Below are 26,356 nucleotides of genomic sequence, written 5' to 3' on the forward strand. Positions count from 1 at the left end.
ACCTTATTTCCCTCGCCCGCTTTACCTATTCGCCTTAGGAATGTATATTGCTATAACTAATTCACTACAAATACCTTAGTAGGTGTGTGCCGACCATGAACAATAAATATTATGTCTACAGTGAAAGAGAACTCGTTACGGATGCGGCCAGCAATGCGGAGGTACAGGAAAAAACCTCTTATTGGCGTACTTTGTTTAACGATGACCAAGATTGGCTTAACAAATCGATTTCCATCTTTACAAATGACGATGTGGAATCAATTGCTAAATCCTCTTTATCTGCTTCTATCGAATTAAATACCAGTAGTTCATACGATCATGATCATTGGCTGAATATAAAGTACCTTTTCTTTGCCACTTACAGCGAATCCGGCTTTACGACGGATAACACAATACAAAATCCCCTTTTCTTTGATACCCTTCTGATGCGCTTTGCGTATGTGGCCGATTTGGAGCTTGCTTCCCACAAGCTAGCTTTACCTGCTTCAATTAAGGACAAAACCTTGTATCACCTGAAAAAAACACTTCTGGAAATCGGCTATCAGACCCTTATTCTTGAATTGAACGTGTTACGGGTTCAAGAGCAGTTGACCGGTGGTAGTCCAGAAGAAAGATACCACAGCTTCAACCGTCTTTTCCTGAATGATATCTCCTATATCCATTCCTTTTTTGATGAATACCCGGTTCTGCTCCGGCTCATGTGTACGAAAACCGCCTATTGGGTACAAAATGTTGCCGAATTACTGCACCGCCTATCAAATGATGCTGAACAAATTAGCCAGCAGTTCGGCGTCAGCGGGGATATAATCGATCTGGATCTCGGCCTTGGCGACTCCCATGATAAAGGAAAAATGGTCGCTATTATCACCTTTGCGAACGGAAGAGTTGTCTATAAACCTCGAAGCCATGAGGTGGATATCAAGTTCCAACAGATCTTGAGCTGGGTCAACCTCAGACAGCCGCCGAGAAAATTGGCCACATATACGATTCTGAATTGCGGAACCTACGGCTGGTCCAATTTTGTCGTATACCGGGAATGTGATCAACTGGAGCAATTGAACGATTATTACATACGGCTGGGTCAAATACTGGCCATTTTGTACAGTATTGATGCCGTAGATTTCCATCATGAGAACATCATTGCCTGCAAGGATCATCCGATTCTGATTGACCTGGAGTCTATATTCCATCAGTCTAAACAAAATGAAGTTTCCATGGACACCGCAATTTCTAAAGCCCGCTACATACTAACGCGTTCGGTTAACTCGACTGGCATTCTTCCGTTCAATTCCTATTATGAAAAAAAAGACAGCAACCGAGTATTGGACCTAAGCGGTCTTAGCGGCAAGGAGGCTCAGGAAGCGCCGTTTAAGGCTTATCAGATCAAACAATCTTTTCGTGATGACATGCACCTGGCCAAAGACTCCTTCCAGATTCAAGAGGCGCAGAATGTACCGAAGCTTAACGGCGAGCCTGTCGAAATTTTGGAATATTTGAATTTCATTGTGGATGGATTCAGGCAGGTATACCAACTCATTCAAACGAACAAAACATCTTACCTTGCTCTCTTGACGATTTTTGAGACATGTCCTGTACGGACGATTATTCGGCCAACAGCCGTCTATGCCCAGCTACTGCAACGAAGCTACCATCCAGATTTCCTTCGGGATGCCGTTGACCGGGAAGTATTCTTGTGCAGGCTGGAGAAATTCATTAATGAAGACACGAACTATGATGTCGCGAGAAGCGAGTTGCTCGATCTTTTGAATGGAGATATTCCCTATTTCCTCTCATCGCCCGCCACCACACATTTGGAAGCAGCGAACCAAACGTTTGTCGCCGAATATTTTGAGAAGGCAGCCCTGACCCGGGTTAGGGAAAAAATTGATTCCTTATCGGACACTGATCTGGGCGAACAGCTACATGTCATTCGGATGTCTATATTGGCCTCCTTTAACGCTAAGCATCACAAGGACACGCTGATCTTAAGTAAAGAGACTGGGAATATTTCGCTTGAAGCGGTAACCGTCACCGATATTCTGAACTGCTCCAAACGGGTGGGCGAATACGTATTGGATCAGCGCATTACCGCCGAAGGTAGTGAAGATATAAGCTGGATTAGCACGATGATTAAAGGCATCGATGAAGTATCCTGGACTATATCGCCTGTTAACCTAGACTTTTACAACGGAGTGGCCGGAATCGGTTTTTATCTTAGTTATTTAGGGAAAATTTTCCCTGAACATAACGTTTTCCAGGAAGTAACCATACGGTGTGTCAATACAGTTATAGATTCGTTAAACGAGCTGCAAAAGCAGGATATGGACTGGACTCCTTATATGGAAGTAGGCGGATTTACGGGAATTTCAAGCTACCTCTATTTCCTTCAGCATGCCTCGGTCAATCTGCATCGTCCCGAATGGTTCCAAGCCGTGCTGCAATTTCTACCGCTGCTTGAAGAGCTGATCGAAAAGGACGAACAATTCGATGTCACCAGCGGATCGGCGGGAGCATTAATGGTGTTCTTATCCCTATATGAGCAGCAGCAAGAGAAGGAACTACTTGTGCTGGCCGAGAGATGTGTGCAGCATTTGCAGCGCAACGCCACGGCCATGTCCACCGGTATCGCCTGGCGCGATCCGTATCACCAGAAGTTCTATACCGGCTTTGCACATGGCTCATCAGGTATTCTAGCGGCACTCGCTAAGTTCAATAAAGTGATGGATGCCGGTTCTATCAAACGCACGATTCATGAGGGCCTGTTATTTGAGAGAAGTATGTACGTTTCCAAGGAGAAGAACTGGAAATCCATTGGAAGGGATCAGCTTTCCGTTGCCTGGTGCCACGGCGCTCCCGGTATACTGCTCTCCCGTCATATCTTGCAGGAAAGCGGCTATCACGACAATGATCTAGAATCTGAGATTGATGCCGGACTTGAGACCACAATCAAGCTGGGTCTGGACAATAACCGTTCCTTCTGCCACGGAGACTTCGGGCAGCTCGAAATTCTAAGCAATTTTTCCAGCCAATCCTCCGATATACAGGCCGTTACATCCGACCTGTCCGGACGGCTATTCGAATACTACAACAAGCATGGCATGACCGGAGGCGTATCCCGCGGAGTGGAGGCGGTCGGCTTGATGCTCGGATGGAGCGGCGTGGGCTTTGGGTTGCTTCAGCAAGCCCTGCCCGGTAACCTGCCGCAAATTCTTCATCTGTCCCCGCCAGTCAGATCTTAATGTCCTTGTGTATAAGTGAAGCTTAACGCGAAGCGCCCATCAGCCTTATGATGCCCGCTTCGCGTTTTTCACCGTAAATCTACCGGTCTTAAGTCGTAATATCCCTTCTGGTAAAGGTCACATAGGAAATGCTCAGAAAGGCTACAAAGTAGACAGCCATCATCGTTAGCGAAAAGGAAAGGGTCATACTCTCAACTACCGGCCTGCCGTCCAAATAAGCGGATAGGTCGTAATTCGCAAAAATCAGGTACTTGATCCAGCCAAATTTCATGGCAAAAAATTGCGTCATCGTTGTTCCGGTGAAATACAACAGCAAGGAGACACCTACCGCAAGTATCGCGTTTCTAAATAATACCGATACGGCAAAGGCCAGAGTAGCCACCATGACAATATTGGCAAGGGTCGCTAAATATTTCAGGCATAGGTAGGTCATCATCGACATCTTCACGATCGCCCCATTTTGATAGGCCAAATAATAATTGCTTCCGCCTGTACCCAACCACACATAGCCCAACAATGAAGCCAGCATCATAAATGCCATGAACAGTAGCAGAATATTTATTACAACTGAGGCATATTTCAGTAGCAGATAAGTCCCTCTACGTATCGGCGAAGTAATGACAAATTTGATGGTTCCCTTAGCGTGCTCGGCCGCTATCGCATTGGCGGCAAGAACAATCGCTACCAGCGTAATCAACGTAGTCACCGGTCTTAATTCATTAATCAGTGTCAATGCGTCATATTTAGAAGTAGGCGGAAGATCATGGTCAAGCCGGTACTGGTTCACGACAAGCTGTTCGGACAGAAATCGGTGCATGGGCATGGACGGCGACAAGGCTGCCATCTGTTTCTTATCCTCTTGAATCTGATTCTCAACGCCGGATCTCCAGTTCCCGCTGTCCGCGAGAGTGTTCGGCCTGCTAAAGCTAACCAAGAGAGTATAAGCCACGGTGATGAAAAACAGTAGCAATGTAATAAGCCATGTGTTGCGATTTTTATAGAACCGGTACAGTTCATTACCCAATAGTCGCATTAGCTTGCCCCCTTATTTGCGTTCAGTAATGCTATGAAATCTTCTTCCAGTGTCCATCTGGCCTGCTTCATATTCAATACTTCGATCTGATGATGATTCAGCATGTTGATCACGATCATTATTTTCTCTTCAGGCAGTACAAAACTTAATTCATACGCCGCTTCATTACGCTTCACCTGATATCCAGCCTCTGTGAGCAGCTGCATTGCTCGCTTTATGCACGTGGAATCAAACGAAAGAGTATACCGAAATTCATTTGCCGCTCTTCCATTCTCTTTAATTTCCAACAGTTCTCCATCGTTCATCACGCCGTAATAATCGCATAATAACTCTACCTCGGAAAGCAAATGACTTGAGAGGAAAACCGTCTTCTCGTGCTTTTCGGCAAGTCCCCGTAGGATTCGTCTTAAATCAATGATTCCCTGAGGGTCCATGCCATTGGTTGGTTCATCCAAAATAACCAGGTCGGGATTATGCAGCAGCGAAACGGCGAGACCGAGACGCTGCTTCATTCCAAGCGAATATTTCTTGACTCTCTTGTTCGCGCTATCGCTTAGTCCAAAAGCTTCAAGCTGGCGTTCAATATTCACCTTGTTTGGTTTCATATGAAAGGCCGAGATATAACGCAAATTCTGAAACCCTGTCATCTCCCCATAAAAAGAGGGGTTCTCAATCACTGCGCCTACCTTCCGGATTGCATCCTTGAATTCGGATTGAATGGAGCTGCCACCGATACGAATATCGCCTGAAGACATCTTCATTATGCCCACCATCATCTTGATCAAGGTTGTTTTCCCAGCCCCGTTCGGCCCAAGTAGTCCGAATATTTTCCCTTTGGGAACCGATAAACTAACATTCTTGATAATATTCTTGCCACCGATTCTTTTAGAGACTTGGTTTATTGATAAAAAGTCCAATTTGATTCCTCCCAACCGCGAACAACCGTCCGCTCCTGTCAATTAATTGCGTTTCCACAGACCGATCCAAATGAAGAAGCCAATCACAAAAGACAACGAAAATAACAGTGTGACCATATTTCTGTACAATTCGTAACCCATGTCCACCCAAGAACTAATCAGAATGACAAGCGAGAAGCTTGCACTCAGGAGAAAAAACATATACTTAAAAAACTTGTTGAAAATATAAAGACCGCGCTCATCCCTGACTCCGGCAATGCTGAGAATCATAATACTAACGAATGCCAGGAATCCCAATACCGCAAAGATCGAATTCATCAATGTGAGAGAGTTCATATACTTTCCTACCTTTCATAATCGAACACCTCATATATACTCTTTTGGAAAACCTCCGCGATGCGAAAAGCCAGTTTCAAAGACGGCATATACTTGTTCCTTTCGATGGAGATCACCGTCTGACGGCTGACTTGCAAGGCATCCGCCAGTTGCTGTTGAGTCCAGCCCCTCTCCGTTCGCAGTTCAAGAATGTGGTGTTTAAGACACGAATCACCGTCTCCCATATTTACCATTCCTTAAAAAAAATAATGTTTTTTGTATCATACTACCAATTTTATCAAATGTAAAGATGACTTTACATTTCTTCCATTAGTGTAATTGCTGAAAACAAAAAAGAAGAGGCTGTCCCAAAAGTCATCCTAAATGACTTTTGGGATCGCCCTTGTTTCCATTTTGTAAAACAAAAAGAAGCCGTTCCTTAGTAAAATGGAAGTGTCGAGTAACCATTCCAAAGGAGGGCTTCTTTTGTACATTCACGATAGCATGGATCAACTTCATCTGCCAATGGACCTGGAGGAGGACTTTCCTCCAAACCACTTCGTTCGTGTCGTAAACGACATGGTGAACCGCACCTGCGATAAGATCTTTGCGGCTGCTCATCCGGGCGCCGGAAGGCACAGCTACCACCCCAAAATGCTCACCAAAATCATCCTCTACGCCTACATCAGCGGATCTACTCTTCCCGTCAAATCACCAAGGCTGTGCGGGAAACCATCCCGTTCATGTGGCTGGCCGGATGCCAGCACCCGGACTTCCGCACCATTAACCGGTTCCGCAGCAAGCGGATGAAAGACGTGCTGGAGTCCCTGTTTACCGCCCTGCTGGAACTCATAATCCAAGGCGGCTACGTCAAAGTGGATTACTATTTTGTGGACGGCACCAAGATCGAGGCGAATGCGAATCGGTATACGTTTGTCTGGCGCAAAGTGGTGGTTCGGTACAAAATGAAGCTGCAGGAAAAGGTGCGGGTACTGTTCCAGACGATTGAAGAGCAGGAACAGCAAGAAAATCTAGCCCATGAAGGTGCAGATTTGGCGGAGCTTGGGGGAATCCGCTTCACTAAGCAACGAAGCGTCGGAACAGGCCCTAGGATAAGCCGCTAAAGAAAGCAGTCCGCTTGCTGAAGCGGGATTACCTGCCGCGCATGTAGCGCTACGAGCGGCAAGAGCGAAACAGCTACAGCAAAACCGACCCGGACGCCACGTTTATGCGGATGAAGGAAGACCACATGAAGAACGGTCAGTTGAAGCCAGGATACAATGTACAGGCGGGAACGGAAAACCAGTTCATTGTGGGCTACAGCGTGCACCAGCGACCGACCGATACCCGCTGCCTGATTCCACACTTGAAGCAACTGCAGAAGAGGCTGGGCCAACTGCCGAAAACCGTCGTTGCTGATGCGGGCTACGGCGGAGAGGAGAATTACGCCTATCTCGAAGAGGAAAATTGCGAAGCGCTGGTAAATACAATACGTTCCACCGGGAAACGAACAAGTCCTGGAAAACCGATCCCGGGAAGTTGGAGAACTGGACATATGAAGAATAGAACGACCAGTGGATTTGCCGAAATGGGCGAAAGCTGGATTTTGTGCGGGAAAGCCGGAGCAAGTTAGACAGCGGTTATGAAGTGAAGCTGCGAGTATACCGGAGTGAAAACTGTGAAGGTTGTCCCTAAAGAGTGGCTGTACCTAGGCGAAAGGCAACCAGGAAATTCGAGTGAGCATGGCGTACCTGCGGTACAAGGAGCAGGCGCGGGAGAAGCTGCGGAGTGAGGAAGGCCGGGCTCTTTCCGCCCGGCGAATGGCGGAAGTGGAAAGAGTATTTGGGTAAATGAAGAACAACCGGGGATTCCGGCGGTTCCTTCTTCGAGGGCTTGCGAAAGTAAGCCTGGAGGTCAGGCGGCTTTCGCAAGCCCATAATTTGCTGAGGAAACATGCGGTAGACCAAAATGAAACCGGCCGGCCAAGGATGAACCCCCTTGACCGGCCGGTTTGTTTGTTTTTGCATATGTGAGGAGCCCCATAAGATTGTAGAAACCTACTTTTGGGACAGCCTCAAAAATGGATTGTACTTAAGTTTCATTGACGAACTCTAAAATGCAGGCACGACGGCTACGCCGTATTTATCCTCGATGAATTTTTTGACCTCCGGACTTGTCAGGGCTTCATCCAGCTTCTTGATTTCCTCGCGGTTCTCATCGCCTTTGCGGACCACCACTACGTTGGCGTAAGGCGAATTCGCGTCTTCGCGGAACAGCGCCGTCTTGGGATCGATCTTCGCATCGAGGACGAGGTTAGTATTAATAATTGCTCCATCCAGATCGGGCAGCGAACGCGGCAGCGTGGCAGCATCCGCTTCGACGAACTCCAGGTTATGCGGGTTATCCACGATATCTTTAGGGGTCGCTTCGTAAGTCGTCAGACCGTCCTTCAGCTTGATCAGCCCCTGCTGCTGAAGCAGCACAAGCGCCCGGTATTCGTTAGAGGGATTGTTCGGGATGCCGATTTTCGCACCATGCGAGATTTCGTCCTTGCTCTTCAGCTTCTCAGAGTAGAAGCCAATCGGTTCGACATGCACCTTGGCGGTAACTACGAAATCATAGCCCTTCTCTCCTTTGACGGAATCCAGATAAGGGACGTGCTGGAAGTAGTTAGCGTCGATCTGCTTCTCCTGCAGCGCAGGATTAAGCTGTCCGTCATCATCCAGCGTAACAACCTCCAGATTAACTCCTTCTTCCTTCAGCTTCGGCTTGATGAATTCCAAAATCTCGGCATGCGGCACAGCCGACGCCCCGACCTTAATTGTAACTTCCTTAGGCGCTTCGCTAGCAGCCGCGCTGGTCTGCGGAGCAGCCTCCTCCCCGTTTCCGTTCTGCGATCCGCAGCCGGCCAAGATTCCTGTCGCCACAATAACCGCCGCAAACCATAAGCTTCTTTTTCTCGCCATCCCAATCCCTGCTTTCTCTGAAAAATGTATGTAAAAGAATGTACAACCTGTGAATCATCAAAGGCTCTAAGCGCCTCGTCTAAACACGCGGAACCGTAGTCCCGGCGGCGTATAGCCGCTCTACCCGTTCTTAAAGCGCCGCCGGTCAATGGAACGGGCGATATAGTCGCCGGACCACTGCAGAATCTGGACGATCAGAATGATGAGAAGGACCGTCCCAAGCAAAATATCGGTGCGGAACCGCTGATAGCCAAAGCGGATGGCCAAGCTCCCCAGTCCTCCCGCGCCGATGGCGCCTGCTACCGCCGTGAATTCGGTGATGGAGATAACGGCAATCGTCATTCCCCGGACCAGAGCGGGCAAGGCCTCAGGTATAAGCACCTGCAGGATTATCGTGAACGGTCCAGCGCCTACTGATTTGGCTGCTTCGATCTTGCCGTCTCCCACTTCGCGAAGGGCATTCTCGATGATTCGCCCGAGAAACGGAGCCGCACCGATAGATAAAGAGACGATCGCCGCCGTCGGACCGAGCGTAGTACCCACAATCAGCCGGGATAATGGCAGCAGCAGCACAATCAGGATAATGAACGGAATGGAACGTACGCCGTTAATTGCGGTGCTGATCACCTTGTTCACTCCGGGAGCGGCAAGAATCCCGCCCTTATCCGTAACTACCAGTGTAATCCCGAGCAGCGTGCCCAGGAGCAGCGCAAAGACCGACGACCATGCTACCATGTACAGCGTCTGCCGCAGCCCTTCCCACAGCAAATCGACTACATCTTCTCTCATCGCAGCACAGCCTCTCTTTGCTCCGGCTTCGGAACTTCGAGCTGTCCGCTATTCCCGGTATTGTTGTAGAAGTCGTAGATTCCGGCGAACCGCTTGGCCGTATCGCTTTGCGGGTTATGGAATAATTGCCGGACCGGAGCGTTCTCAACGATACGGCCCGCCTCAATTACGGCGGCATTGCCGCAAATATGGCGCAGAACATCCATCTCATGCGTGATCAACACAACGGTAAGGCCCAGCCTGCGGTTAATATCCGCCAGCAGCTCCAGGATGGAATGGGTCGTCTGCGGATCAAGCGCCGATGTCGCCTCATCCGACAGCAGCACATCCGGTTCGCCGGCGAGCGCCCTTGCTATGCCTACCCTCTGCTTCTGTCCGCCGCTCAGCTCGGAAGGGTAGCTTCCGGCCTTGCCGCCAAGCTCGACCAGGTCGAGAATTTCGCCCACCCGCCGCTCAATCTCGGGCTTCTTGTAACCTGCGGCCTTCAGTGGAAAAGCGACGTTTCCAAAGACCGTTTTGGAATCAAACAGATTGAACTGTTGAAAAATCATCCCGATTTTACGGCGGGCCAGCCGCAGCTCGCGCTCCTTCAGATCGGTAATGATCGTCTCGCCAATTTGAATGCTGCCCGAATCCGGCTCCTCGAGCCGGTTCAGACAGCGGATTAGCGTGGATTTACCAGCGCCGCTGAAGCCGATAATGCCGAATATTTCGCCTTTTTCAATATGCAGATTAATATCCGAAAGCGCCGAAACCGTCCCGCTGCGCGTCCGGTAGCTCTTGTTCAGATTCGTGACGGTTATCATGCTTGAACCAACCTTCTTTCCAGGAAATAAAAAAAATCAAGCCACTTCGCCTGGGCGGCGTCACTTTGGCTTGATTTCCAGCTATCTGGTCAATCAATAATTCCTATTAATTCAATGCGATTAATTGTTAATTAATAATATAGAATAATCGTTACATGATGTCAATCTAAAAAAGCGTACGCCCAAGTTCCCGGCGTACGCTTTCTTAATTTAGCAAAACGTCTACTGTACCTTTTGCATGCCTGCAAAAACAAGCGTCGTCACATATTTGCGGGCGTCCGCCGTCAGAAGAAGCAGCTCTACACTCCCTTTGCCCGGCTCCCCTTGATCAAATTTCACTTTGGCTCCGTCCAAGGTTTCCAGCATGCCGGTAACGGCATAGCCCTGAAGCAGCAAATCGTCAATCTCCTGCTTCTCCTTGGCAAAATCATCATATGCGGACATTAAACTACACCTCCGCTAACCTCGGCTTTGGCCGGAAGCGCCGGAGCGGTCCCGAACCGTTTGCGGTGCAAATACTTGCCGGCACCCGCCTTGCCGACAAACTTCTTGTCGCGGATGACGAACTCGCCGCGGCTGAGCACGGAGACCGGTTCTCCCTTGACCTCGAAGCCCTCAAACGCGTTGTAATCGACGTTCATATGATGGGTTTCGGCGGAAAGGGTCCGCTGCACGGCAGGGTCGAAGATGACGATGTCGGCGTCGCTTCCGACAGCGATCGTCCCTTTTTGCGGAAACAGGCCGAACAGCTTGGCGCTGGAGGTGGAGATTATATCGACGAATTTATTCAGCGAGATGCGGCCTTTTTCCACCCCTTCGGAGTACAAAATGGTGAACCGGTCTTCAATCGTCGGCCCGCCGTTCGGAATTTTCGAGAAATCGCCAAGGCCCAGTTCCTTCTGGCCCTTGAAGTTAAAGGAGCACTGGTCGGAGCCGATCGTCTGCAGACTGCCGTTCCACAAGGATTTCCACAGCACGTCCTGGTTCCACTGCTCGCGCAGCGGCGGGGACCATACGTATTTGGCGCCTTCAAAGTTCGGCTTCTCAAGCGCCGTCTGGTCAAGCACCAGATACTGCGGGCAGGTTTCGCCGTAGACGCGCAGCCCCTTCTTACGGGCCTCCTCGATCTTCCACGCCGCCTCGGCGCAGGTCACATGCACCACATACAGCTGCGAATCGGTCAGCTCGGTTAGATAGGCGGCGCGGCCCGTGGCTTCACCTTCAAGCTCCGGAGGCCGGGTCAGCGCATGATAGATCGGATCGGTGTTGCCCTCGGCCAGCGCTTTGGTCACGAGATAGTCGATCACATCGCCGTTCTCGGCGTGGACCATCACGAGCGCGCCTTCTTTTTTGGCGGCCTGAAGCGTCTTAAAGAGTGTGCCGTCGTCGGCCTGGAGCACATTTTTGTAAGCCATGAACACTTTAAGGGAGGTGATGCCTTCGTTCTCGATAATTTGCGGCAGCTCCGCAAGCACCTTGTCGTTCAGCTCGGACACCATAAGGTGGAAACTGTAGTCGATGACGGCTTTGTCCTGCGATTTCTCATGCCAGGTGTTCACCGCCTGCTGAAGAGGCAGCCCCTTGCTCGTCAGGCAGAAGTCGATCACTGTCGTCGTTCCGCCATAGGCGGCGGCGATGGTGCCCGTCTCGAAGTCGTCGGCTGTCACGGTTCCGCCAAACGGCATATCCAGATGCGTATGCGGGTCAACGCCTCCCGGGAAGACGTAGCGGCCGGAAGCGTCGACGATCTCGGCCCCGTCCGCATTCAGGTTAAGGCCGATTTCCGTGATAATTCCGTTCTCGATGGCGACATCTCCGGTAAACGTATCCGCCGCCGTTACAATCGTGCCGTTCTTGATGATCTTCTTCATTCTAAAACCACCTCCGCTTTGGAATAAGAACCGCTTAGGCTGCCGACGACGCGCTGGCGCTCGTTCCAGGTCATCGGCGGAAGGCCGCTGTCGATTTCCACCATGTCGATAGCGCCCTCCGCAGGGCAGACGATCGAGCACAGATTGCAGCCAACGCAGTCTTCTTCGCGCACCTTCAGAATCGCTTTGCCCTCCGCATTCGTCAGCATATCGATGCATTGATGCGAAGTGTCCTCGCAGGCAATATGGCATTTGTTGCAGTTGATGCAGTTCTCCTCGTTGATCCGGGCCACCACTTTGTAGTTGAGGTTGAGGTCGCCCCAGTTCGAGTATTTGGACACCGATTTACCGGTCAGTTCAGTCACGGATGCGAGGCCCTTCTCATCCAAGTAATTGTTCAGGCCGTCGATCATCTCCTCCACGATCCGGAAGCCGTGATGCATAGCCGCCGTACACACCTGAATGGCGGTTGAGCCCATCAGCATAAATTCAACGACATCCTGCCAGGTGGAGATGCCGCCGATGCCGGAGATCGGAACGGTGACCTCCGGGTGGCGGGCGCATTCGGCAACCATGTTGAGCGCAATCGGCTTGACAGCCGGGCCGCAGTAGCCGCCGTGGGCGCCCTTGCCGCCAATATGGGGAATCGTGTTCCAGGTATGAATGTCCACTCCCGCGAGACTGTTGATCGTGTTGATCAGACTGATCGCGTCGGCGCCTCCCTTGACGGCGTGGCGGGCCGTTACCGTAATGTCGGTAATATTGGGAGTCAGCTTGACGATGACGGGTGTTGTCGCCACTTCCTTGACCCAGTACGTCTGAGCTTCTACCAGATCGGGCTGCTGCCCGGATGCGGCGCCCATGCCGCGCTCCGCCATCCCATGCGGACAGCCGAAGTTCAGCTCCAGACCGTCTACGCCGACATCCTCGACTCTTTTGACGATTTCATGCCACTTCTCCTGTTTGGGTTCAACCATCAGGGAGGCGACCACGGCATGATTCGGGAAGCGCTTCTTTGTCTCGTAGATTTCCTTCAGGTTGACCTCCAGCGGACGGTCTGTAATCAGCTCGATATTGTTGAAGCCGGCTACGCGCTGACCGTTGAAATTGACGGCGGCAAAGCGCGCCGAGGTGTTGATAATCGGATCGCCAAGCGTCTTCCATACGGCGCCGCCCCATCCCGCTTCAAAAGCGCGCTGCACTTGATAGCCTGTATTGGTAGGCGGCGCGGAGGCCAGCCAGAACGGATTGGGCGACTTGATCCCTGCGAGATTAATGCTCAAATCTGCCATTGATAATTCCCTCCCTGAAAAATATTTTTATACCGCAGAGCCGACAACGCTGTCCTGCTGCGGCGTAAATTGCTTAACAATCGCGTGAGCGGCGATTTTGCCCTGCTGGGCCGCCGATACGACCATCGCTTCTCCTTTGCCGAAGCCAAAGACGATGTCACCCACCGCATAAATTTGCGGATCGGAAGTCTGGTGGGTCTCCTCGTCGATCTTCACGACGCCCCATTCATGCTCAAGGCCGAGATGCTCGATCAGGCCGGTATGGCGCTTCTGCCCGATGGCCAGCACGACAGCTTCAACCGGCATAATAAATTCGGAGCCTTCCACCGGCACCGGCTTAAGTCTGCCGTCGCTGCCGGCCTCGCCGCTCAGCTTCATGGTTACACATTCCAGGCCGGTCACCTTGCCGAGCTCGTCGCCGACAATTCGCTTAGGCAGCGTCAGCCAGCTAAACTCGACGCCTTCCTGCTTGGCAAATTCATACTCGAAGTCGTAGGCCGTCATCTCCTCGCGGGTGCGGCGGTAGACCATCTTCACATTGGACGCTCCGAGCCGCACAGAGCAGGTTGCGGCGTCGATCGCCGTGTTGCCCGCGCCGATAATGGCAACGCGCTGTCCCATCAGCTGTACATTCGAGACACCCGTCTTCGTCGATTCCACCAGCTTGATCGCGTCATACACGCCGTCCAGTTCCTCGCCCGGGATGCCGAGGTCGGGCACATAGCCCATACCGGCGGCAAGCACGATGGCGTCATATTCCTCCTTCAGCTCATCCACCGTTACATCCGTCCCAACCTTTACCCCTGTGCGGATGTCCACGCCAAGCTTTTCGACCTGCTCCACTTCCCACAGGGAGATGGACTGCGGCAGACGGAAGGACACGATGCCGTGTGTATCAAGTCCGCCCGCTTGCTCCCTTGCTTCGTAGATCACGACGGAGAAGCCTTCGCGGGCCAGCTCTCTGGCAGCCGACAATCCGGCCGGCCCGCCGCCGATCACGGCAGCCTTTTTCCCCTTGGGAGTCCCCGCCTTGAACAGCTCCGCGCCGTTATTCATCGCCCAATCCGTCGCATAGCGCTGGAGCAGACCGATCTGGATCGGCTCGGAAGCGTCGTTCAGCACGCAGGCTCCTTCGCACAGCTCTTCGGTCGGGCAGACGCGAGAGCAGCTTGCGCCTACCGGGTTGGACTCCATTATTGTATGCGCGGCGCCCCGCAGGTTGTCCGTTGCAATACGCTTAATAAAGGAGGGAATGTTAATGCCCGTCGGGCAAGCCTTAATACAAGGAGCGTCATAGCAGTAAAGACAGCGGTTGGATTCTTCGGCCGCGCCCTTGCGGGTGAGCCCCGGTTCGGCCTCGGCAAAATTTCTCATGAACATGTCAGGTGAAAATGCGGTCAACGGAGAAGCGTGTTCCATCAGTTATCCCTCCCAGGTGTATGTTACATAATATAACACAATTACGATTTTTGCCTTATAATTCTACTTACTTTGACAGATTTATATAGTACAATAAGCTGTATCCCTTTTAAAACAAGCTTATCTCTGCCTATTTAGGTTAGTTATTCTAACATTTATATTCACACTATAGTCAATTCATTTTTTCGTTACATTAGACATAATGTCTAATTTCAAAAGTGTATTTTTTACGTGAGAGAATAGATTGAGAATAGACTGCGGTACAAAAAAATATACGGCATCTGCCAGGACGAGGAGGATGAGTATGGACTGGGAACTTGTGTTTACGATTCGTGAAGCGCTGAAAAGACCGCTGTTTGCCGACGCCAAAGTCGTCGGAGGAAGTTCGGGCCTGGACCGGGCGATCCGCTGGGTTCATGTGCTGGAAAGCGCAAGCTTCGAGAGCCTCATTCACGGACAGGAAATGATACTCACAACAGGCATCGGGATGAGCGCCGATCTCCCCACCTCTCTTGAATTTCTGGAATACCTGATCCAAAAAAACGCCGCTTGCCTGTGCATCGAGCTGGGGACTTATTTCAGCGCCGTGCCTGAAGAACTGGTCTCCCTGGCGGATCAACATGATTTTTCGCTTATTGTGTTTAACCGCACGGTTCGGTTCGTCGATATCACACTCGATCTGCATTCGCTTATTATCAACCGCCATCACCGCATGCTCGGGGAGCTGGAGAGCATCTCCCGCGAATTCCACAGGCTGACGCTGACCTCTCAGGGAACGGTAAAGGTGCTGCAGCTGCTGTCCAGAAGCACGCGCACGCAAGTTCTATACATGCAGCTTCAAGGCAAGCCGCAGTTCTTTCCCGCGCTGCCGCCGGAGGAGCAGGAGCCTCTGCTGCGCTTCTTCTCGGCCTTTTATGAGGAAATGGACGGGATTCATCAACCGGACGCCGCCCCCAGCTTCCGTGAATTCGGCGGTAAAACAGTCGCGCTCAAGCCGGTTGGCGCTCTTGACCAGACCTGGGCCTATATTCTGATGGTATGCCCCCATAAACCGCAGGAGTTCGACTGTCTGCTGCTTGATTCTGCCTCGCTGTCCATCGCTCAGGAGCTGCTGCGCACACGCTATATGGAGGAGCGCAAGCTTTTTTCCGAAAACTTGTGGGTCGACGAATTAATCAACGGGCGCATTGACGATGAGAACCGGCTCAAGAGCCTGATCGGACCGGATTTCGGCGTTGTCAACGAGCTTGCTTACCGCGTGTGCCTGATCGAGATCGAAAATCCCCGAAACGTAAAATGGAACAGCTCGGAAAATGAATGGGAGTCGATTACGTTTCACCTTTCACTCGTCCTGCGTTCCATTTTTGAGAAATATTCGCTCCGGCCGTTAATCACGCTAAAGAATAACCGGCTAACCGTCATTGCGCTGGACATTCAGTCCAAGGTGCCCGGGCGGACCCGGCTGCAGCAGGCGCTGGAAGCCCTGCAGAATATCCGCTCCGACGAGAAGCTGAAGGATCTTCAGCTCGTCATCGGCGTGGGCAAATCGCATACCCAGCTTAAAAATGCTCCATCCGGCTACCGGGAAGCGGTGCAGGCGCTGTCGCTCTACCCCTGCCACCAGAAGCCGACCCTGTTCTACGAAGAGCTTGGCGTCTTCCAGCTGCTGCTGAGCCTGAACGACGGCAAGACGCTGCAGAACTTTATCCGCACCTATCTTGGTCCGCTGATCGACCATGACCAGCAGAAGGGCAGCGAGCTGCTGCTGACGCTGCGGGTCTATCTGGATCATGACGGCTCCAAACAAATCGCGGCGCGGAAGCTGTTCATCGTCAGACAATCGCTGTATTACCGTCTGGATAAAATTACGGAGCTGCTCGGCGAGGACTTCATGTCGCCGGAGAACCGCATATCGATCCAAGTCGCTCTGCGGGCCTATCAGTTCCTGTATCCAGAAAAGCTTACTTTGCCCAGTTCCCGTTCAGTACCTCTGTGAACGTGTCCAGGATGAACTGGATGTCCTCGTCGGTAGAGGCAAGCGGAGGGGCAAAGGTGAGTACATTGTTGAAACCCGCTACGGTGTCGCCGTTCTTGCCGATAATTAGACCCTTGGCCTTGCAATCGGCGATGATGCCTTTTACGGTATCCAGCGGAGCCGGCTCCTTGGTCGTCTTATCCGCCACAAGCTCGACGCCGGTGATCAGGCCGAAGCTGCGGACGTCGCCGACCAGCTTGTGCTCCAGCAGCCCGGACAGTCCGGCGCTCAGCCGCTTGCCGAGAAGATCGCCGCGTTCAACGAGGTTCTCCTGCTCCATGATTTCCAGATTTCGCAGTCCCAGGGCGCAGGCAGCCGGATTGCCGCCGAACGTATTGATATGGCGGAAGTAGCCGTAGTCGTCGCTGTTATCCTTAAAGACTTCGTAAATTTCTTTGCGGACGGCGGTCGCTGACAACGGAAGATAGGCGCTGGTCAGCCCTTTGGCCATCGTCACGATATCCGGCTTCACGCCAAAGTTATGGTGGCCGAATTTACGCCCCGACCGGCCGAAGCCGCAGATGACTTCGTCGATAATGAGCAGCACGCCGTGCTTCTTGCAGATTTCCTGCACGCGGTCCATATAGAGCTGATGGGGCACAATGACGCCGCCGCCGGTAATCACCGGCTCCATGATGACCGCCGCTACCGTCTCCGCACCCTCCCAGACAATGGTGTCCTCGATCTGCTGAGCCATCAAGAGGTTGAATTCCTCTACCGACTGCCCGGCGGGACGGCGGTAGCTGTCGGGCGGGGCCACATGCAGGAAGCCCCCGCTGAGCGGTTCGTATTTGTATTTGCGCTGAGCCTGACCTGTCGCGGACAGGGCGCCGAAGGAGTTGCCGTGATAGCCCCGGTAACGGGCAATGAACTTGTGCCGGTAATGCTGGCCGATCTGCTGCTGATACTGGCGCACCATTTTAAAGGCAGCCTCATTCGCTTCCGATCCGCTGTTGGAGAAGAAGATCACATATTCATCTCCCAGCCATTCGTTCAGCTTCTCCGCCAGCAGAATAGCCGGCATATGGCTCTGCGTCAGCGGAAAATAAGGCAGGCTCAGCAGTTGATTATATGCGGCTTCAGCCAGTTCCTTGCGGCCGTAGCCCACATTGACGCACCACAGGCCCGACATGCCGTCCAGATATTTCTTTCCATCGATATCGGTAACCCAGGCCCCGCTGGCGGACGCGGCGATCATCGGCGGATTGGCTTCACTGTAAGGCGAAATGTGATGCCACAGATACTTCCGGTCTTTGCTGATTGCAAGTTCGCTCTCCATCCCCGTTTTAAGCATTGCGCTTATCCCCTCTCCATGGCCCGCGCAGCTTTAGTAGCGGGCTGTGATCATTTTCTTGCGTGTATAGAACTCTACGCCGTCGCGTCCGTTCGCATGCAGGTCCCCGTAGAACGATTTCTTGTATCCCGAGAACGGGAAGAAAGCCATTGGCGCGGGTACGCCCAGATTGACTCCCAGCATGCCCGCGTCGATTTCTTCACGGAACTCGCGGATTGCCTTGGCGCTGTCGGTGTAAATGCAGGCGCCGTTGGCGAACGGCGACTGATTGGTGACGGAAATCGCCTCTGCCAGATCCTTTACGCGAATGACGGCCAGCACCGGAGCAAAAATCTCGTCCCGCCAAATCGTCATCCCCGGCTTCACATGATCGAATATCGTTGGGCCGACGAAGTAACCCGCTCCTTCGGCAGCAGCGTCTTTCCTGCCGTCACGGACAAGCGTGGCCTGCTCCCGCTCCCCGGTTTCAATATACGACACGGTTCTTTCCTTGTTGGACTGACGGATAACCGGTCCCAGGAACACCCCGGCGTCCAGGCCGCTGCCGATTTTGAGATTATCGGCGGCTGCCGTCAGCCGCGCAACCAGCTCGTCGGCGATCTGCTCATGAGCAACCACGACCGAGCAGGCCATGCAGCGTTCCCCGGCCGAGCCGAAGGCGGCAGCTGTAATGTTCTTGACCGCGTTATCCATGTCGGCATCGGGCAGAACGATGGAATGGTTCTTGGCGCCCGCCAGCGCCTGGACCCGTTTGCCATGCGCGCTTCCGTTCTTGTAGACGTATTCCGCGACTGGCTGGGAGCCGACAAAGGATATCGCCTTGATATCCTCATGCTCCAGCATTCCGTTAACGACCTCATGCGCGCCGTGCACCACATTCAGCACGCCCGGTGGAAAGCCCGCCTCCGCGAACAGCTCAGCTAGACGGCCCACAAGAAGCGGCGTCCGCTCTGACGGCTTCAGCACGAACGTATTGCCGCAGGCAATCGCCAGCGGGAACATCCAGCACGGCACCATCATCGGGAAGTTGAACGGCGCGATCCCGCCGACAACACCGAGAGGATAGCGGTACATTCCCGACTCGATGCCCGTGGCAATGTCCGGAAGCTGGCTGCCCATCATCAGGGTGGGAGCGCCCGCGGCAAATTCCACGCATTCCACGCCGCGCTGAACTTCTCCGCGCGCTTCCTCGAGGCTCTTTCCATTCTCCAGCGTGATCAGTTCAGCCAGCTCTTCCGCATGCTTCAGCAGCAGCCGCTGATATTCGAAGAAATAGCGGGCCCGGCGGGGCACAGCAACCTTTTTCCAACTGTAAAACGCTGCCTTTGCCGCCGCAACCGCGGCATCCAGCTCCTCACGACTGGACAGCGGCACATAAGCGATCACTTCTTCCGTTGCGGGATTGAATACTTCTTCCTCCCGCCCAGAGGACGACTCCACCCATTGCCCGTTGATAAAATTTCTCACTTTCTCGGTCTGTCTGACCAGCAGAGACATGCAAGGCACCTCTTTTCCCGTAAAATTACGCCCGACAATCGGAGCTTTGGCTTCAGCGCTATCAATAAGTGGGCCCTGAAAAAAACCGCCTCCGCAAAATCAGATCCGCATTGGTTAAGCGGGTTGTCAGGAATTTCGCGGAGGCTCCAGGATCAAGCCTAATAGGGCTCATCCTGCAGATTGCATTATTTGGAAGCCATGTCCATAATTTCGTTCGTGTACGCCTCGGACAGATTGGCCTCTTTCTTGATTACACCAAACTTAAAGGCAATATCTGCGGTTTGCTTGAATGCGGCTTCGTCCGTGTAGCCTAGCTTGGAGATGTCGAAGCCTTCCGGCTGAATCAATTTGGCGACTTCTTCCATCATTTTCAGCTGATGCTCTTTCGTCGTGCTGCCGGCTTCCGCCTGTTCCATCACAATATCCACTGCCGCCGCCGGATCGGCGATAGCATCCTTCCAGCCTTTAAGCGAAGCGCGGACGAATTTCGCCGCCGTCTCTTTATTGGCTTCCAGCCACTCCTTGTTGGCGAACAGATTGTCTTCCAGCATGGCAACGCCCTCGTCGTTCATGTCGATGACATTCAGATCTTCGGCTTTGACGCCCGACTCAAGCACAACTTGATATTCGTTGTACGTCATCGCGGAAGCCGCATCCAGCTCGCCGCCGAGGAATTGGTCCATGGTGAAGCCTTGTTTCGTAAATTTGATATCTTTGTTCGAATCGAGCTTGTATTTGTCGAACAACGCCAGCAGCTCGAACTCGTTGCCGCCCATCCAGTTGCCGACCCGTTTACCTTTCAGATCAGCCGGGCTGTTGATATTCGCCGATTTCTTGGAGACCAGCACGAGACCGCTCTTTTGGTAAATCTGGGCGATTTGCACCAGCGGCATTTCCTGCTCCTGGCTTGTCAGCAAGCTCGCTACCCAATCGACGCCGATGTCGGCCGATCCGCCCGCAACCTGCTGCTCAGGCACGATATCCGGTCCGCCGGGCAGGATTTGAACGTCCAGACCTTCGTCCTTGTAGTAGCCTTTGCTGAGCGCGACGTAGTACCCTGCAAATTGAGCCTGCGGCACCCATTTCAGCTGCAGCTTGACTGGGACCGGGTCCGCCGCAGGCGCCGTGCTTGCTTCCGGAGCGGCCGAGCTTCCTGCGGAAGCAGACGGCTCACTTCCCGAAGAACTGTTGTTACCTCCGCAACCCGCAAGAATCGACAGCACCAACGCCATTACCGCCATTAACAGTACACCGCGAAATTTTCTGTTTTTTACGCTCATCAATCTAATTCCCCCCGCTGAAAATTTTTAATTACACAAGAAGAAACTCCTTACTGCGTCCTTGCAGGACGCAAGTACGTTTCTCGTAGAAATATAAGGCCATTTATAAGCGTGAAACTTATAAAATCTTATATTTTTAAGAAAGCGACTCCTGGAACAGTATGGCTGCCATCATGATGCGCTGTATGCAAACGGCCGGGCCTGATTCCTCAGGGGTAGCCTAACGGCCGGTTGTACCGAAACCTTAATTCCTATGAAGCCCGCCGCGAAGGATGCCAGCGGATGAATACTTTCTCCAGCCTTTCCACCACCAGGTAGAAAATGACGCCGGCAATCGCCGCAAGCACGATGCATGACCAGCCAAGCGGCATTTTGGCAACCTTAATGGAGTTGGACAGCAGATAGCCGAGTCCTCTCGAAGAGAAAAAGAATTCGCCGACAATCGCCCCGATCATGCTTGCCGTCGCGTTGATTTTCAGTGCGGTGAACACATAAGGCAGGCTGTTCTTAATCCGCAGGTGGCGGAACACCGCCGATTTGGGCGCGGCGTAGGAATGCATCAAATCCAGCGCCAGCGGATCGATCGCCGCCATTCCTTTATAGGCGTTGATCGCCATCGCGGCCATCGTCGTCGCCGCCACAATCGCGATGCGGGAGCCCAACCCATCGCCGAACCACAGGTTCATGATCGGCGCGAGCGCCACGATTGGAACGGCGTTCAGCGCGGCGACCAGCGTCAGGCTGCCGCCGCCCCAGCGCGGCCAGGCCGTGGCGACCAGGGCAATGATGAAGCCAAGCGCTGAACCGATAAGCATGCCCAGCACCGCTTCAGTGAGCGTATATCCGGTATAGGACAGCAGCAGGCTCATATTTTCGCCCATTGCCTCCACAATCGCCGACGGCAGCGGTAGCTGGTATTTCTTCAAATCGAAAATAGCATGTATTACTTGCAGCTCCCACAGCGCCAGAAACAGAACGCCTGCAAGCACAGGAAGGATGACGCGAAAGATTGCGGCTTTCCGCACACGACGGCGCGGCCTGCCGTTTTGAGCGGGGGCCGCCGAAGGCGGCGCCGGTTGAGACGCCATAGCAGCCTGCGGGCGGCTTCCATCCTCCTGACTGTGTGAAGAAATGAGCGTTGCTTCACCAACTGTGTTGCCTTTCATCAGCGGCTGCCCCCTTTCGGACGGAATTCAGGCTGCCAAGGAGCGACGAGCCGCTCGATCAGGCTCATGAGCCCATAGCTGGCCATGCCGAGAAACGCACCAACCAGAATGGTCGACCAGAACATGTAAGTATGAGAAGGACCGTAGTACAGATTGCGCAGCATAATCACGCCGATCCCATGCTGCGCGCCCATCAGCTCGACCAGAATCGCGCCGGTAACCGCAAGCGGAGCGGCGATCTTCAGCCCGCTGAACAAGCCGGGAAGAGCGGCGGGAAGCCGGAGCTTCCAGTAGACGGCCCAAGGTTTGGCCGCGTAAGAATGCATCAGCTCCAGAGCAGAGAGATTGACACTTCGCAGTCCCCGCAGCATATTGAGCGACACAGGGAAGAACGTAATATAACCCGAGATAATGATCCGCGAGATCTGCTCGTCGCGGACGATGCCGTAGATGATCGGGGCGAGGCCCAGAATCGGAATCATCTGCGACGCGATTGCGTAGGGGAAGGTAAGCTGCTCGATCGTCTTCGATACGCTCATCAGCACCGCGAGCAGCACCCCTGCGGCGGCGCCGAGCAGGAAGCCGATGCCGGCGTTCCCGAAGGTCGCAGCCCCTTCTTTCAGCAGTGTGCCTGCGTACTGAAAGAGCGTCGCAACCAGTTCATGGACATAAGGCAGCTTCGATTGGGCCAGCGGCGTATGCACTACATTCAGCAGCACCCACGAAAGGGCCTCCCAGACAATCAGCAGCCCTGCGACCCAGACAAGCAGAGGCAGGAACCGCCCTTTGGCCAGCATGCTGTTTCCTTTCATAAATTACACTCCCTCGAAGCTGTCGCGAATACCTGCGATCAGATCAAAGAATTCCGGACTGTTTCTCATCTCGGCCGTCCGCGGACGCGGCAGAGGAATATCAACCACCGCCGACAGGCGGCCCGGATGCGGAGACAGCACGAAGACCCGGTCAGACAGGAAGATCGATTCGGGAATGCTGTGAGTAACGAATACGACCGTATTGCCCACCTTGCTCCATACAGATAACAGCTCTTCATTCAGACGCTCGCGCGTGAATTCATCGAGGGCAGAGAACGGCTCATCCATAAGCAGGATTTCCGGTTCCATCGACAGCGCCCGGGCAATGGCCACCCGCTGCTGCATCCCTCCGCTGAGCTGCCAAGGGTATTTGTCTGCAAAGCCCTTCAGGCCGACAAGCTCCAGCAGCTCCAGCGCCTTCTCGTCGCGGCGGGCTTTCTTGACGCCCATCAGCTCGAGCGGCAGCGTAATGTTATCCTTTACCTTGCGCCAGTCGTACAGCACGGGGCTTTGAAAGACGATGCCGTATTTCTGGGCGAGCCGCGCCTCCTTGGCGCTCTTACCGGCTACCGTCACCTTGCCTCCCGTCGGCTCGATCAAATCGGCCATAAGCCGAAGCAGCGTCGTCTTGCCGCAGCCGGAAGGGCCAAGAAGCGAGACGAATTCTCCCTTGGCAATATCCAGACTCACCTGATGCAGCGCCAGAACATCCGCCGTATCCGTCTGATAGCGCATCTCCACATTTTCCAATTGAATTTCAGGAACCTTTGTTGCAATAAGTGACATCGATATTCCCCCTATCCCTGAATTATTTTTATAAATGGCATGTAAGTTAACGCCATATTTGACATTTACGTAAAATCACATCGTCCATGTAGCTTTAACTAACATGTTACACTGTGCTCTTGCCCCTCACACTAGACAAAAAGTAAAATAGCTTTGGGGAATTTCCGTCATTTTGTCCAGCACGTCAGTTTGAATGACACGAATCGGCTTTATCGAGGCGGACCAAGCCCTCTCTGTCCCCAGCATCCGAGCTTTAATCCTTTTTTTGTTTTTCACCAGCCGTTTTCAGTTTATATAGAAGGTAACCGGTACTACCCGCATTCATTTATGTCAAGAATAGGAGGAGACCGCCTGTGATCAAGGTCGGTTTGACGGGATTTGGCGACCATGATGAACTGTATGGAAAAATGAAGCCCGCAGACCGTTTGTCCGCATACAGCGCGCATTTTTCGATCGTGGAGATCGACAGCTCCTTTTACGCCGTACAGCCGGTTAGAAACTACGTCAAATGGGTAAGCCAGACCCCCGATGATTTCGGTTTTATTGTTAAAGCCTATCAGGGCATGACCGGGCATCTGCGGGGCAAAAAGAATTATTTTGATACCGCCGAAGAAATGTTTCAGGCGTTTCATACTTCCATTGAACCCGTCATAGAGGCGGGCAAGCTTACGATGACGCTCTTCCAGTTCCCGCCTTGGTTTGGTTGTACGAAAGAAAACGTGGATGTGCTGCGGGAGACGAAAGAAAGGATGCTGGATGTGCCCTGCGCGCTCGAATTCCGCAACTCTACCTGGTACAGCCCGGAATACCGGGAACGGACGCTGGCTTTTATGAAAAAAGAAGGCTGGATCCATACGGTGGTCGACGAACCGCAGGCCGGTATCGGCTCCATTCCGATCGTGTCTGTGGCAACTTCGCCGGAAGCAACCTATGTGCGAATGCATGGGCGAAACGCCAAGGGCTGGCATCAAAGCAGCAATCCCGAGTGGCGCAAGCTGCGCTATCTGTACCGCTACAGCACGGAAGAACTGACTGAATGGCAGGAACGGCTGAAAGAATTGGAGAAGGATTCGAAGAACGTGTATGTGGTCTTCAACAATAATTCTGCCGGCGATGCCACCCCTAATGCCAAAGAGCTTCAGGCTCTGCTTGGCGGAGACGACAGCGGACCCCCGCCGCTGCAGCTAGATCTGTTCGACCATCCATCATGATTTGCATATATTAATTACGTCTTTGCCGATAAAACATTCAGGAGGCCGATCATGATGAAACGCAATCATACGATGATGCAGTTTTTTGAATGGCATGTAGCTGCCGACGGCGAGCACTGGAAGCGTCTGGCAAAGCTGGCGCCGGAGCTGAAAGCGGCCGGGATCGACTCCGTCTGGATTCCCCCGGTGACGAAGGGCCAATCCGCCGAGGACACCGGATACGGGGCATACGATCTGTACGATCTTGGGGAATTCGATCAAAAAGGCACCATCCGGACGAAGTACGGAACGAAGCAGGAGCTGATCGATGCAATTGCGGAATGTCTGCGGCACGGCATTACGGTCTATGTTGATCTGGTCATGAACCATAAGGCAGGCGCGGATGAAACGGAGGTGTTCCGGGTCGTCGAGGTTGATCCGGGCAACCGCCTGAAGGTCATATCCGAACCGTTCGAAATCGAAGGCTGGACGAAATTTAATTTCCCGGGACGCGGCAACGAATATTCTTCGTTCAAATGGAATTTCGAGCATTTCAATGGTACGGACTATGATGCCAGGAAAGGACGGACCGGCATCTTTAAGATTATCGGCGAGAACAAGGACTGGAACCGTAATGTAGACGACGAGTTCGGAAACTACGATTACCTGATGTTCGCCAATATTGATTATTGCCACCCTGTTGTCCGCTCCGAAATGCTGGAATGGGGAAAATGGCTGGTGGATACGCTTCAGTGCGGCGGCTACCGCCTGGATGCGATCAAGCATATCAACTATGATTTCATCCGGGAATTCGCGGCGGAAATGACCCGCAAGCGCGGGGAGGACTTCTATATTGTCGGCGAATTCTGGAACCCGGATGTGGAGGCCTCCCGCCAGTTCTTGGATACGGTCGATTACCAGATCGACCTGTTCGATGTGGCGCTCCACTACAAATTCCAGGCCGCTTCGCTGGGCGGCAGGAACTTCGACCTGACGACTATTTTCCATGACACGCTGGTGCAGACGCATCCCACCAATGCCGTCACTTTTGTCGACAACCATGATTCCCAGCCCCATGAATCGCTGGAGTCCTGGGTCGGCGACTGGTTCAAGCCCAGCGCATATGCGCTGATCCTGCTCAGGCTGGACGGCTATCCGGTAGTATTCTACGGCGATTATTACGGCATCGGCGGACCGTCGCCGATTGACGGCAAACGCGATGCGATCGACCAGCTGCTGTACGCCCGCTACCACAAAGCCTACGGGGAGCAGAACGATTACTTCGACCATCCGAATACGATCGGCTGGGTGCGCCGGGGCGTGGATGAAATTCCGGGCTCGGGCTGCGCGGTCGTCGTATCGGGCGGAGACGACGGCGAGAAGCGCATGTTCGTCGGAGCGGAGCGCGCCGGAGAGTCATGGACCGATCTGACGCTGAACCGGGAAGATACGGTAGAGATCGGCAAGGACGGATGGGCCGTCTTTCCGGTAAACGGAGGCGGTGTGTCCGTATGGGCGCTGCCGGTGGAGCAGCCGGACGGGGACGAAAGCGCCCTAGAAAATACCCTTGAGACGGATACCAGAGATAAAGCGGACAGCGGGGAGAAATTAGCGAAAAAAGCAAAATAAACGTAAAGAGCTCCGGCGGC

23 protein-coding genes and 1 pseudogene are annotated in these 26,356 nt (G+C 53.0%); 7 read left to right on the plus strand and 17 right to left on the minus strand.

Annotated features, from left to right (window positions below):
• Positions 1 to 95: 95 nt before the first annotated feature.
• A complete protein-coding gene (locus KP014_RS01585; protein WP_051499767.1) occupies positions 96 to 3,239 on the plus strand; it encodes a type 2 lanthipeptide synthetase LanM family protein in 3,144 nt (1,047 codons plus the stop codon).
• Between the two features lie 88 nt (positions 3,240 to 3,327).
• Here KP014_RS01585 and KP014_RS01590 read toward each other — a convergent pair whose 3' ends face one another.
• From KP014_RS01590 to KP014_RS01605, 4 genes are read right to left on the minus strand one after another with little or no spacing between them, the layout of a single operon-like run.
• The gene (locus tag KP014_RS01590) at positions 3,328 to 4,272 is read right to left on the minus strand and encodes an ABC transporter permease (RefSeq protein WP_036592997.1); all 945 of its coding nucleotides are present in this window, start codon (positions 4,270 to 4,272) and stop codon (positions 3,328 to 3,330) included.
• Positions 4,272 to 5,204, minus strand: a complete 933-nt coding sequence (locus tag KP014_RS01595) for an ABC transporter ATP-binding protein (RefSeq protein WP_233277433.1) — start codon at positions 5,202 to 5,204, stop codon at positions 4,272 to 4,274. The genes KP014_RS01590 and KP014_RS01595 overlap by 1 nt, the downstream gene beginning before the upstream one ends.
• A 27-nt stretch (positions 5,205 to 5,231) precedes the next feature.
• Positions 5,232 to 5,507, minus strand: a complete 276-nt coding sequence (locus KP014_RS01600) for a hypothetical protein (RefSeq protein ID WP_246590618.1) — start codon at positions 5,505 to 5,507, stop codon at positions 5,232 to 5,234.
• Between the two features lie 26 nt (positions 5,508 to 5,533).
• The gene (locus KP014_RS01605; protein WP_036592995.1) at positions 5,534 to 5,749 is read right to left on the minus strand and encodes a helix-turn-helix transcriptional regulator; all 216 of its coding nucleotides are present in this window, start codon (positions 5,747 to 5,749) and stop codon (positions 5,534 to 5,536) included.
• A 334-nt stretch (positions 5,750 to 6,083) separates the two neighbouring features.
• Between KP014_RS01605 and KP014_RS29460 the strand changes: the two are divergent.
• The 3 genes and pseudogenes from KP014_RS29460 to KP014_RS29470 all read left to right on the plus strand — a co-directional run.
• Positions 6,084 to 6,247: pseudogene (locus KP014_RS29460) on the plus strand (IS1182 family transposase); the annotation flags it as partial.
• Positions 6,248 to 6,628 carry a transposase gene (locus KP014_RS29465; RefSeq protein ID WP_042208662.1) on the plus strand — a complete coding sequence of 127 codons (381 nt, stop codon included), beginning with the start codon at positions 6,248 to 6,250 and terminating at the stop codon, positions 6,626 to 6,628.
• 125 nt (positions 6,629 to 6,753) lie between these two features.
• Positions 6,754 to 7,137 (plus strand): transposase, encoded by a 384-nt coding sequence (locus KP014_RS29470; protein WP_063619461.1) that lies wholly within the window; start codon positions 6,754 to 6,756, stop codon positions 7,135 to 7,137.
• A 478-nt stretch (positions 7,138 to 7,615) separates the two neighbouring features.
• On the opposite strand, the gene KP014_RS01615 is transcribed toward KP014_RS29470, so the two are convergent.
• From KP014_RS01615 to KP014_RS01645, 7 genes are all read right to left on the minus strand, one after another.
• Positions 7,616 to 8,470 (minus strand): MetQ/NlpA family ABC transporter substrate-binding protein, encoded by an 855-nt coding sequence (locus tag KP014_RS01615; protein ID WP_036592994.1) that lies wholly within the window; start codon positions 8,468 to 8,470, stop codon positions 7,616 to 7,618.
• Positions 8,471 to 8,590: 120 nt separating this feature from the next.
• Complete coding sequence (locus KP014_RS01620) at positions 8,591 to 9,259, minus strand: methionine ABC transporter permease (RefSeq protein ID WP_036592993.1); 669 nt, start codon at positions 9,257 to 9,259, stop codon at positions 8,591 to 8,593.
• Positions 9,256 to 10,065: a methionine ABC transporter ATP-binding protein gene (locus KP014_RS01625; RefSeq protein WP_090833836.1), complete on the minus strand. Its 810-nt coding sequence runs from the start codon at positions 10,063 to 10,065 to the stop codon at positions 9,256 to 9,258. The genes KP014_RS01620 and KP014_RS01625 overlap by 4 nt, the downstream gene beginning before the upstream one ends.
• A gap of 222 nt (positions 10,066 to 10,287) precedes the next feature.
• A complete protein-coding gene (locus KP014_RS01630) occupies positions 10,288 to 10,509 on the minus strand; it encodes a hypothetical protein (protein WP_036589754.1) in 222 nt (73 codons plus the stop codon).
• Positions 10,509 to 11,936 carry a dihydropyrimidinase gene (hydA, locus tag KP014_RS01635; RefSeq protein WP_036589753.1) on the minus strand — a complete coding sequence of 476 codons (1,428 nt, stop codon included), beginning with the start codon at positions 11,934 to 11,936 and terminating at the stop codon, positions 10,509 to 10,511. Before hydA ends, KP014_RS01630 begins: the two co-directional genes overlap by 1 nt.
• The gene (preA, locus tag KP014_RS01640; protein ID WP_036589751.1) at positions 11,933 to 13,228 is read right to left on the minus strand and encodes an NAD-dependent dihydropyrimidine dehydrogenase subunit PreA; all 1,296 of its coding nucleotides are present in this window, start codon (positions 13,226 to 13,228) and stop codon (positions 11,933 to 11,935) included. Before preA ends, hydA begins: the two co-directional genes overlap by 4 nt.
• 27 nt (positions 13,229 to 13,255) lie before the next feature.
• Positions 13,256 to 14,647 carry an NAD(P)-dependent oxidoreductase gene (locus tag KP014_RS01645; RefSeq protein WP_051499441.1) on the minus strand — a complete coding sequence of 464 codons (1,392 nt, stop codon included), beginning with the start codon at positions 14,645 to 14,647 and terminating at the stop codon, positions 13,256 to 13,258.
• 304 nt (positions 14,648 to 14,951) lie between these two features.
• On the opposite strand from KP014_RS01645, the gene KP014_RS01650 reads away from it, so the two are divergent.
• The gene (locus KP014_RS01650; protein WP_036589749.1) at positions 14,952 to 16,643 is read left to right on the plus strand and encodes a PucR family transcriptional regulator; all 1,692 of its coding nucleotides are present in this window, start codon (positions 14,952 to 14,954) and stop codon (positions 16,641 to 16,643) included.
• On the opposite strand, the gene KP014_RS01655 is transcribed toward KP014_RS01650, so the two are convergent.
• The 6 genes from KP014_RS01655 to KP014_RS01680 form a co-directional block, all read right to left on the minus strand.
• Positions 16,609 to 17,976: an aspartate aminotransferase family protein gene (locus tag KP014_RS01655; RefSeq protein WP_090833837.1), complete on the minus strand. Its 1,368-nt coding sequence runs from the start codon at positions 17,974 to 17,976 to the stop codon at positions 16,609 to 16,611. The two genes, KP014_RS01650 and KP014_RS01655, sit on opposite strands and share 35 nt — an antisense overlap.
• Before the next feature lie 33 nt (positions 17,977 to 18,009).
• Positions 18,010 to 19,473, minus strand: coding sequence for a CoA-acylating methylmalonate-semialdehyde dehydrogenase (locus KP014_RS01660; RefSeq protein WP_090833838.1), 1,464 nt, complete (start codon positions 19,471 to 19,473; stop codon positions 18,010 to 18,012).
• Positions 19,474 to 19,658: 185 nt separating this feature from the next.
• A complete protein-coding gene (locus tag KP014_RS01665; protein WP_175491788.1) occupies positions 19,659 to 20,753 on the minus strand; it encodes an ABC transporter substrate-binding protein in 1,095 nt (364 codons plus the stop codon).
• A 251-nt stretch (positions 20,754 to 21,004) separates the two neighbouring features.
• Positions 21,005 to 21,919, minus strand: a complete 915-nt coding sequence (locus tag KP014_RS01670; protein WP_090833839.1) for an ABC transporter permease — start codon at positions 21,917 to 21,919, stop codon at positions 21,005 to 21,007.
• Positions 21,919 to 22,731: an ABC transporter permease gene (locus tag KP014_RS01675; protein ID WP_090833840.1), complete on the minus strand. Its 813-nt coding sequence runs from the start codon at positions 22,729 to 22,731 to the stop codon at positions 21,919 to 21,921. Before KP014_RS01675 ends, KP014_RS01670 begins: the two co-directional genes overlap by 1 nt.
• A 3-nt stretch (positions 22,732 to 22,734) precedes the next feature.
• Positions 22,735 to 23,517 (minus strand): ABC transporter ATP-binding protein, encoded by a 783-nt coding sequence (locus KP014_RS01680; RefSeq protein WP_090833841.1) that lies wholly within the window; start codon positions 23,515 to 23,517, stop codon positions 22,735 to 22,737.
• A gap of 353 nt (positions 23,518 to 23,870) precedes the next feature.
• Between KP014_RS01680 and KP014_RS01685 the strand changes: the two genes are divergently transcribed.
• Both KP014_RS01685 and KP014_RS01690 read left to right on the plus strand, forming a co-directional pair.
• Complete coding sequence (locus KP014_RS01685) at positions 23,871 to 24,728, plus strand: DUF72 domain-containing protein (RefSeq protein ID WP_036600311.1); 858 nt, start codon at positions 23,871 to 23,873, stop codon at positions 24,726 to 24,728.
• Between the two features lie 54 nt (positions 24,729 to 24,782).
• Positions 24,783 to 26,336: an alpha-amylase gene (locus KP014_RS01690; protein ID WP_051500425.1), complete on the plus strand. Its 1,554-nt coding sequence runs from the start codon at positions 24,783 to 24,785 to the stop codon at positions 26,334 to 26,336.
• Positions 26,337 to 26,356: the final 20 nt, after the last annotated feature.

The sequence above is a fragment of the Paenibacillus sophorae genome, assembly GCF_018966525.1.
GTDB lineage: Bacteria > Bacillota > Bacilli > Paenibacillales > Paenibacillaceae > Paenibacillus_AQ > Paenibacillus_AQ sophorae.

What these genes read in the sequence shown, in the direction of transcription:
- KP014_RS01585 (WP_051499767.1), top strand. Translation starts at nt 96, where the DNA reads ATGAACAATAAATATTATGTCTACAGTGAAAGAGAACTCGTTACGGAT.
- KP014_RS01590 (WP_036592997.1), bottom strand. Translation starts at nt 4,272, where the DNA reads ATGCGACTATTGGGTAATGAACTGTACCGGTTCTATAAAAATCGCAAC.
- KP014_RS01600 (WP_246590618.1), bottom strand. Translation starts at nt 5,507, where the DNA reads ATGAATTCGATCTTTGCGGTATTGGGATTCCTGGCATTCGTTAGTATT.
- KP014_RS01605 (WP_036592995.1), bottom strand. Translation starts at nt 5,749, where the DNA reads ATGGGAGACGGTGATTCGTGTCTTAAACACCACATTCTTGAACTGCGA.
- KP014_RS29465 (WP_042208662.1), top strand. Translation starts at nt 6,248, where the DNA reads ATGTGGCTGGCCGGATGCCAGCACCCGGACTTCCGCACCATTAACCGG.
- KP014_RS29470 (WP_063619461.1), top strand. Translation starts at nt 6,754, where the DNA reads ATGAAGAACGGTCAGTTGAAGCCAGGATACAATGTACAGGCGGGAACG.
- KP014_RS01615 (WP_036592994.1), bottom strand. Translation starts at nt 8,470, where the DNA reads ATGGCGAGAAAAAGAAGCTTATGGTTTGCGGCGGTTATTGTGGCGACA.
- KP014_RS01620 (WP_036592993.1), bottom strand. Translation starts at nt 9,259, where the DNA reads ATGAGAGAAGATGTAGTCGATTTGCTGTGGGAAGGGCTGCGGCAGACG.
- KP014_RS01625 (WP_090833836.1), bottom strand. Translation starts at nt 10,065, where the DNA reads ATGATAACCGTCACGAATCTGAACAAGAGCTACCGGACGCGCAGCGGG.
- KP014_RS01630 (WP_036589754.1), bottom strand. Translation starts at nt 10,509, where the DNA reads ATGTCCGCATATGATGATTTTGCCAAGGAGAAGCAGGAGATTGACGAT.
- hydA (WP_036589753.1), bottom strand. Translation starts at nt 11,936, where the DNA reads ATGAAGAAGATCATCAAGAACGGCACGATTGTAACGGCGGCGGATACG.
- preA (WP_036589751.1), bottom strand. Translation starts at nt 13,228, where the DNA reads ATGGCAGATTTGAGCATTAATCTCGCAGGGATCAAGTCGCCCAATCCG.
- KP014_RS01645 (WP_051499441.1), bottom strand. Translation starts at nt 14,647, where the DNA reads ATGGAACACGCTTCTCCGTTGACCGCATTTTCACCTGACATGTTCATG.
- KP014_RS01650 (WP_036589749.1), top strand. Translation starts at nt 14,952, where the DNA reads ATGGACTGGGAACTTGTGTTTACGATTCGTGAAGCGCTGAAAAGACCG.
- KP014_RS01655 (WP_090833837.1), bottom strand. Translation starts at nt 17,976, where the DNA reads ATGCTTAAAACGGGGATGGAGAGCGAACTTGCAATCAGCAAAGACCGG.
- KP014_RS01660 (WP_090833838.1), bottom strand. Translation starts at nt 19,473, where the DNA reads ATGTCTCTGCTGGTCAGACAGACCGAGAAAGTGAGAAATTTTATCAAC.
- KP014_RS01665 (WP_175491788.1), bottom strand. Translation starts at nt 20,753, where the DNA reads ATGAGCGTAAAAAACAGAAAATTTCGCGGTGTACTGTTAATGGCGGTA.
- KP014_RS01670 (WP_090833839.1), bottom strand. Translation starts at nt 21,919, where the DNA reads ATGAAAGGCAACACAGTTGGTGAAGCAACGCTCATTTCTTCACACAGT.
- KP014_RS01675 (WP_090833840.1), bottom strand. Translation starts at nt 22,731, where the DNA reads ATGAAAGGAAACAGCATGCTGGCCAAAGGGCGGTTCCTGCCTCTGCTT.
- KP014_RS01680 (WP_090833841.1), bottom strand. Translation starts at nt 23,517, where the DNA reads ATGTCACTTATTGCAACAAAGGTTCCTGAAATTCAATTGGAAAATGTG.
- KP014_RS01690 (WP_051500425.1), top strand. Translation starts at nt 24,783, where the DNA reads ATGAAACGCAATCATACGATGATGCAGTTTTTTGAATGGCATGTAGCT.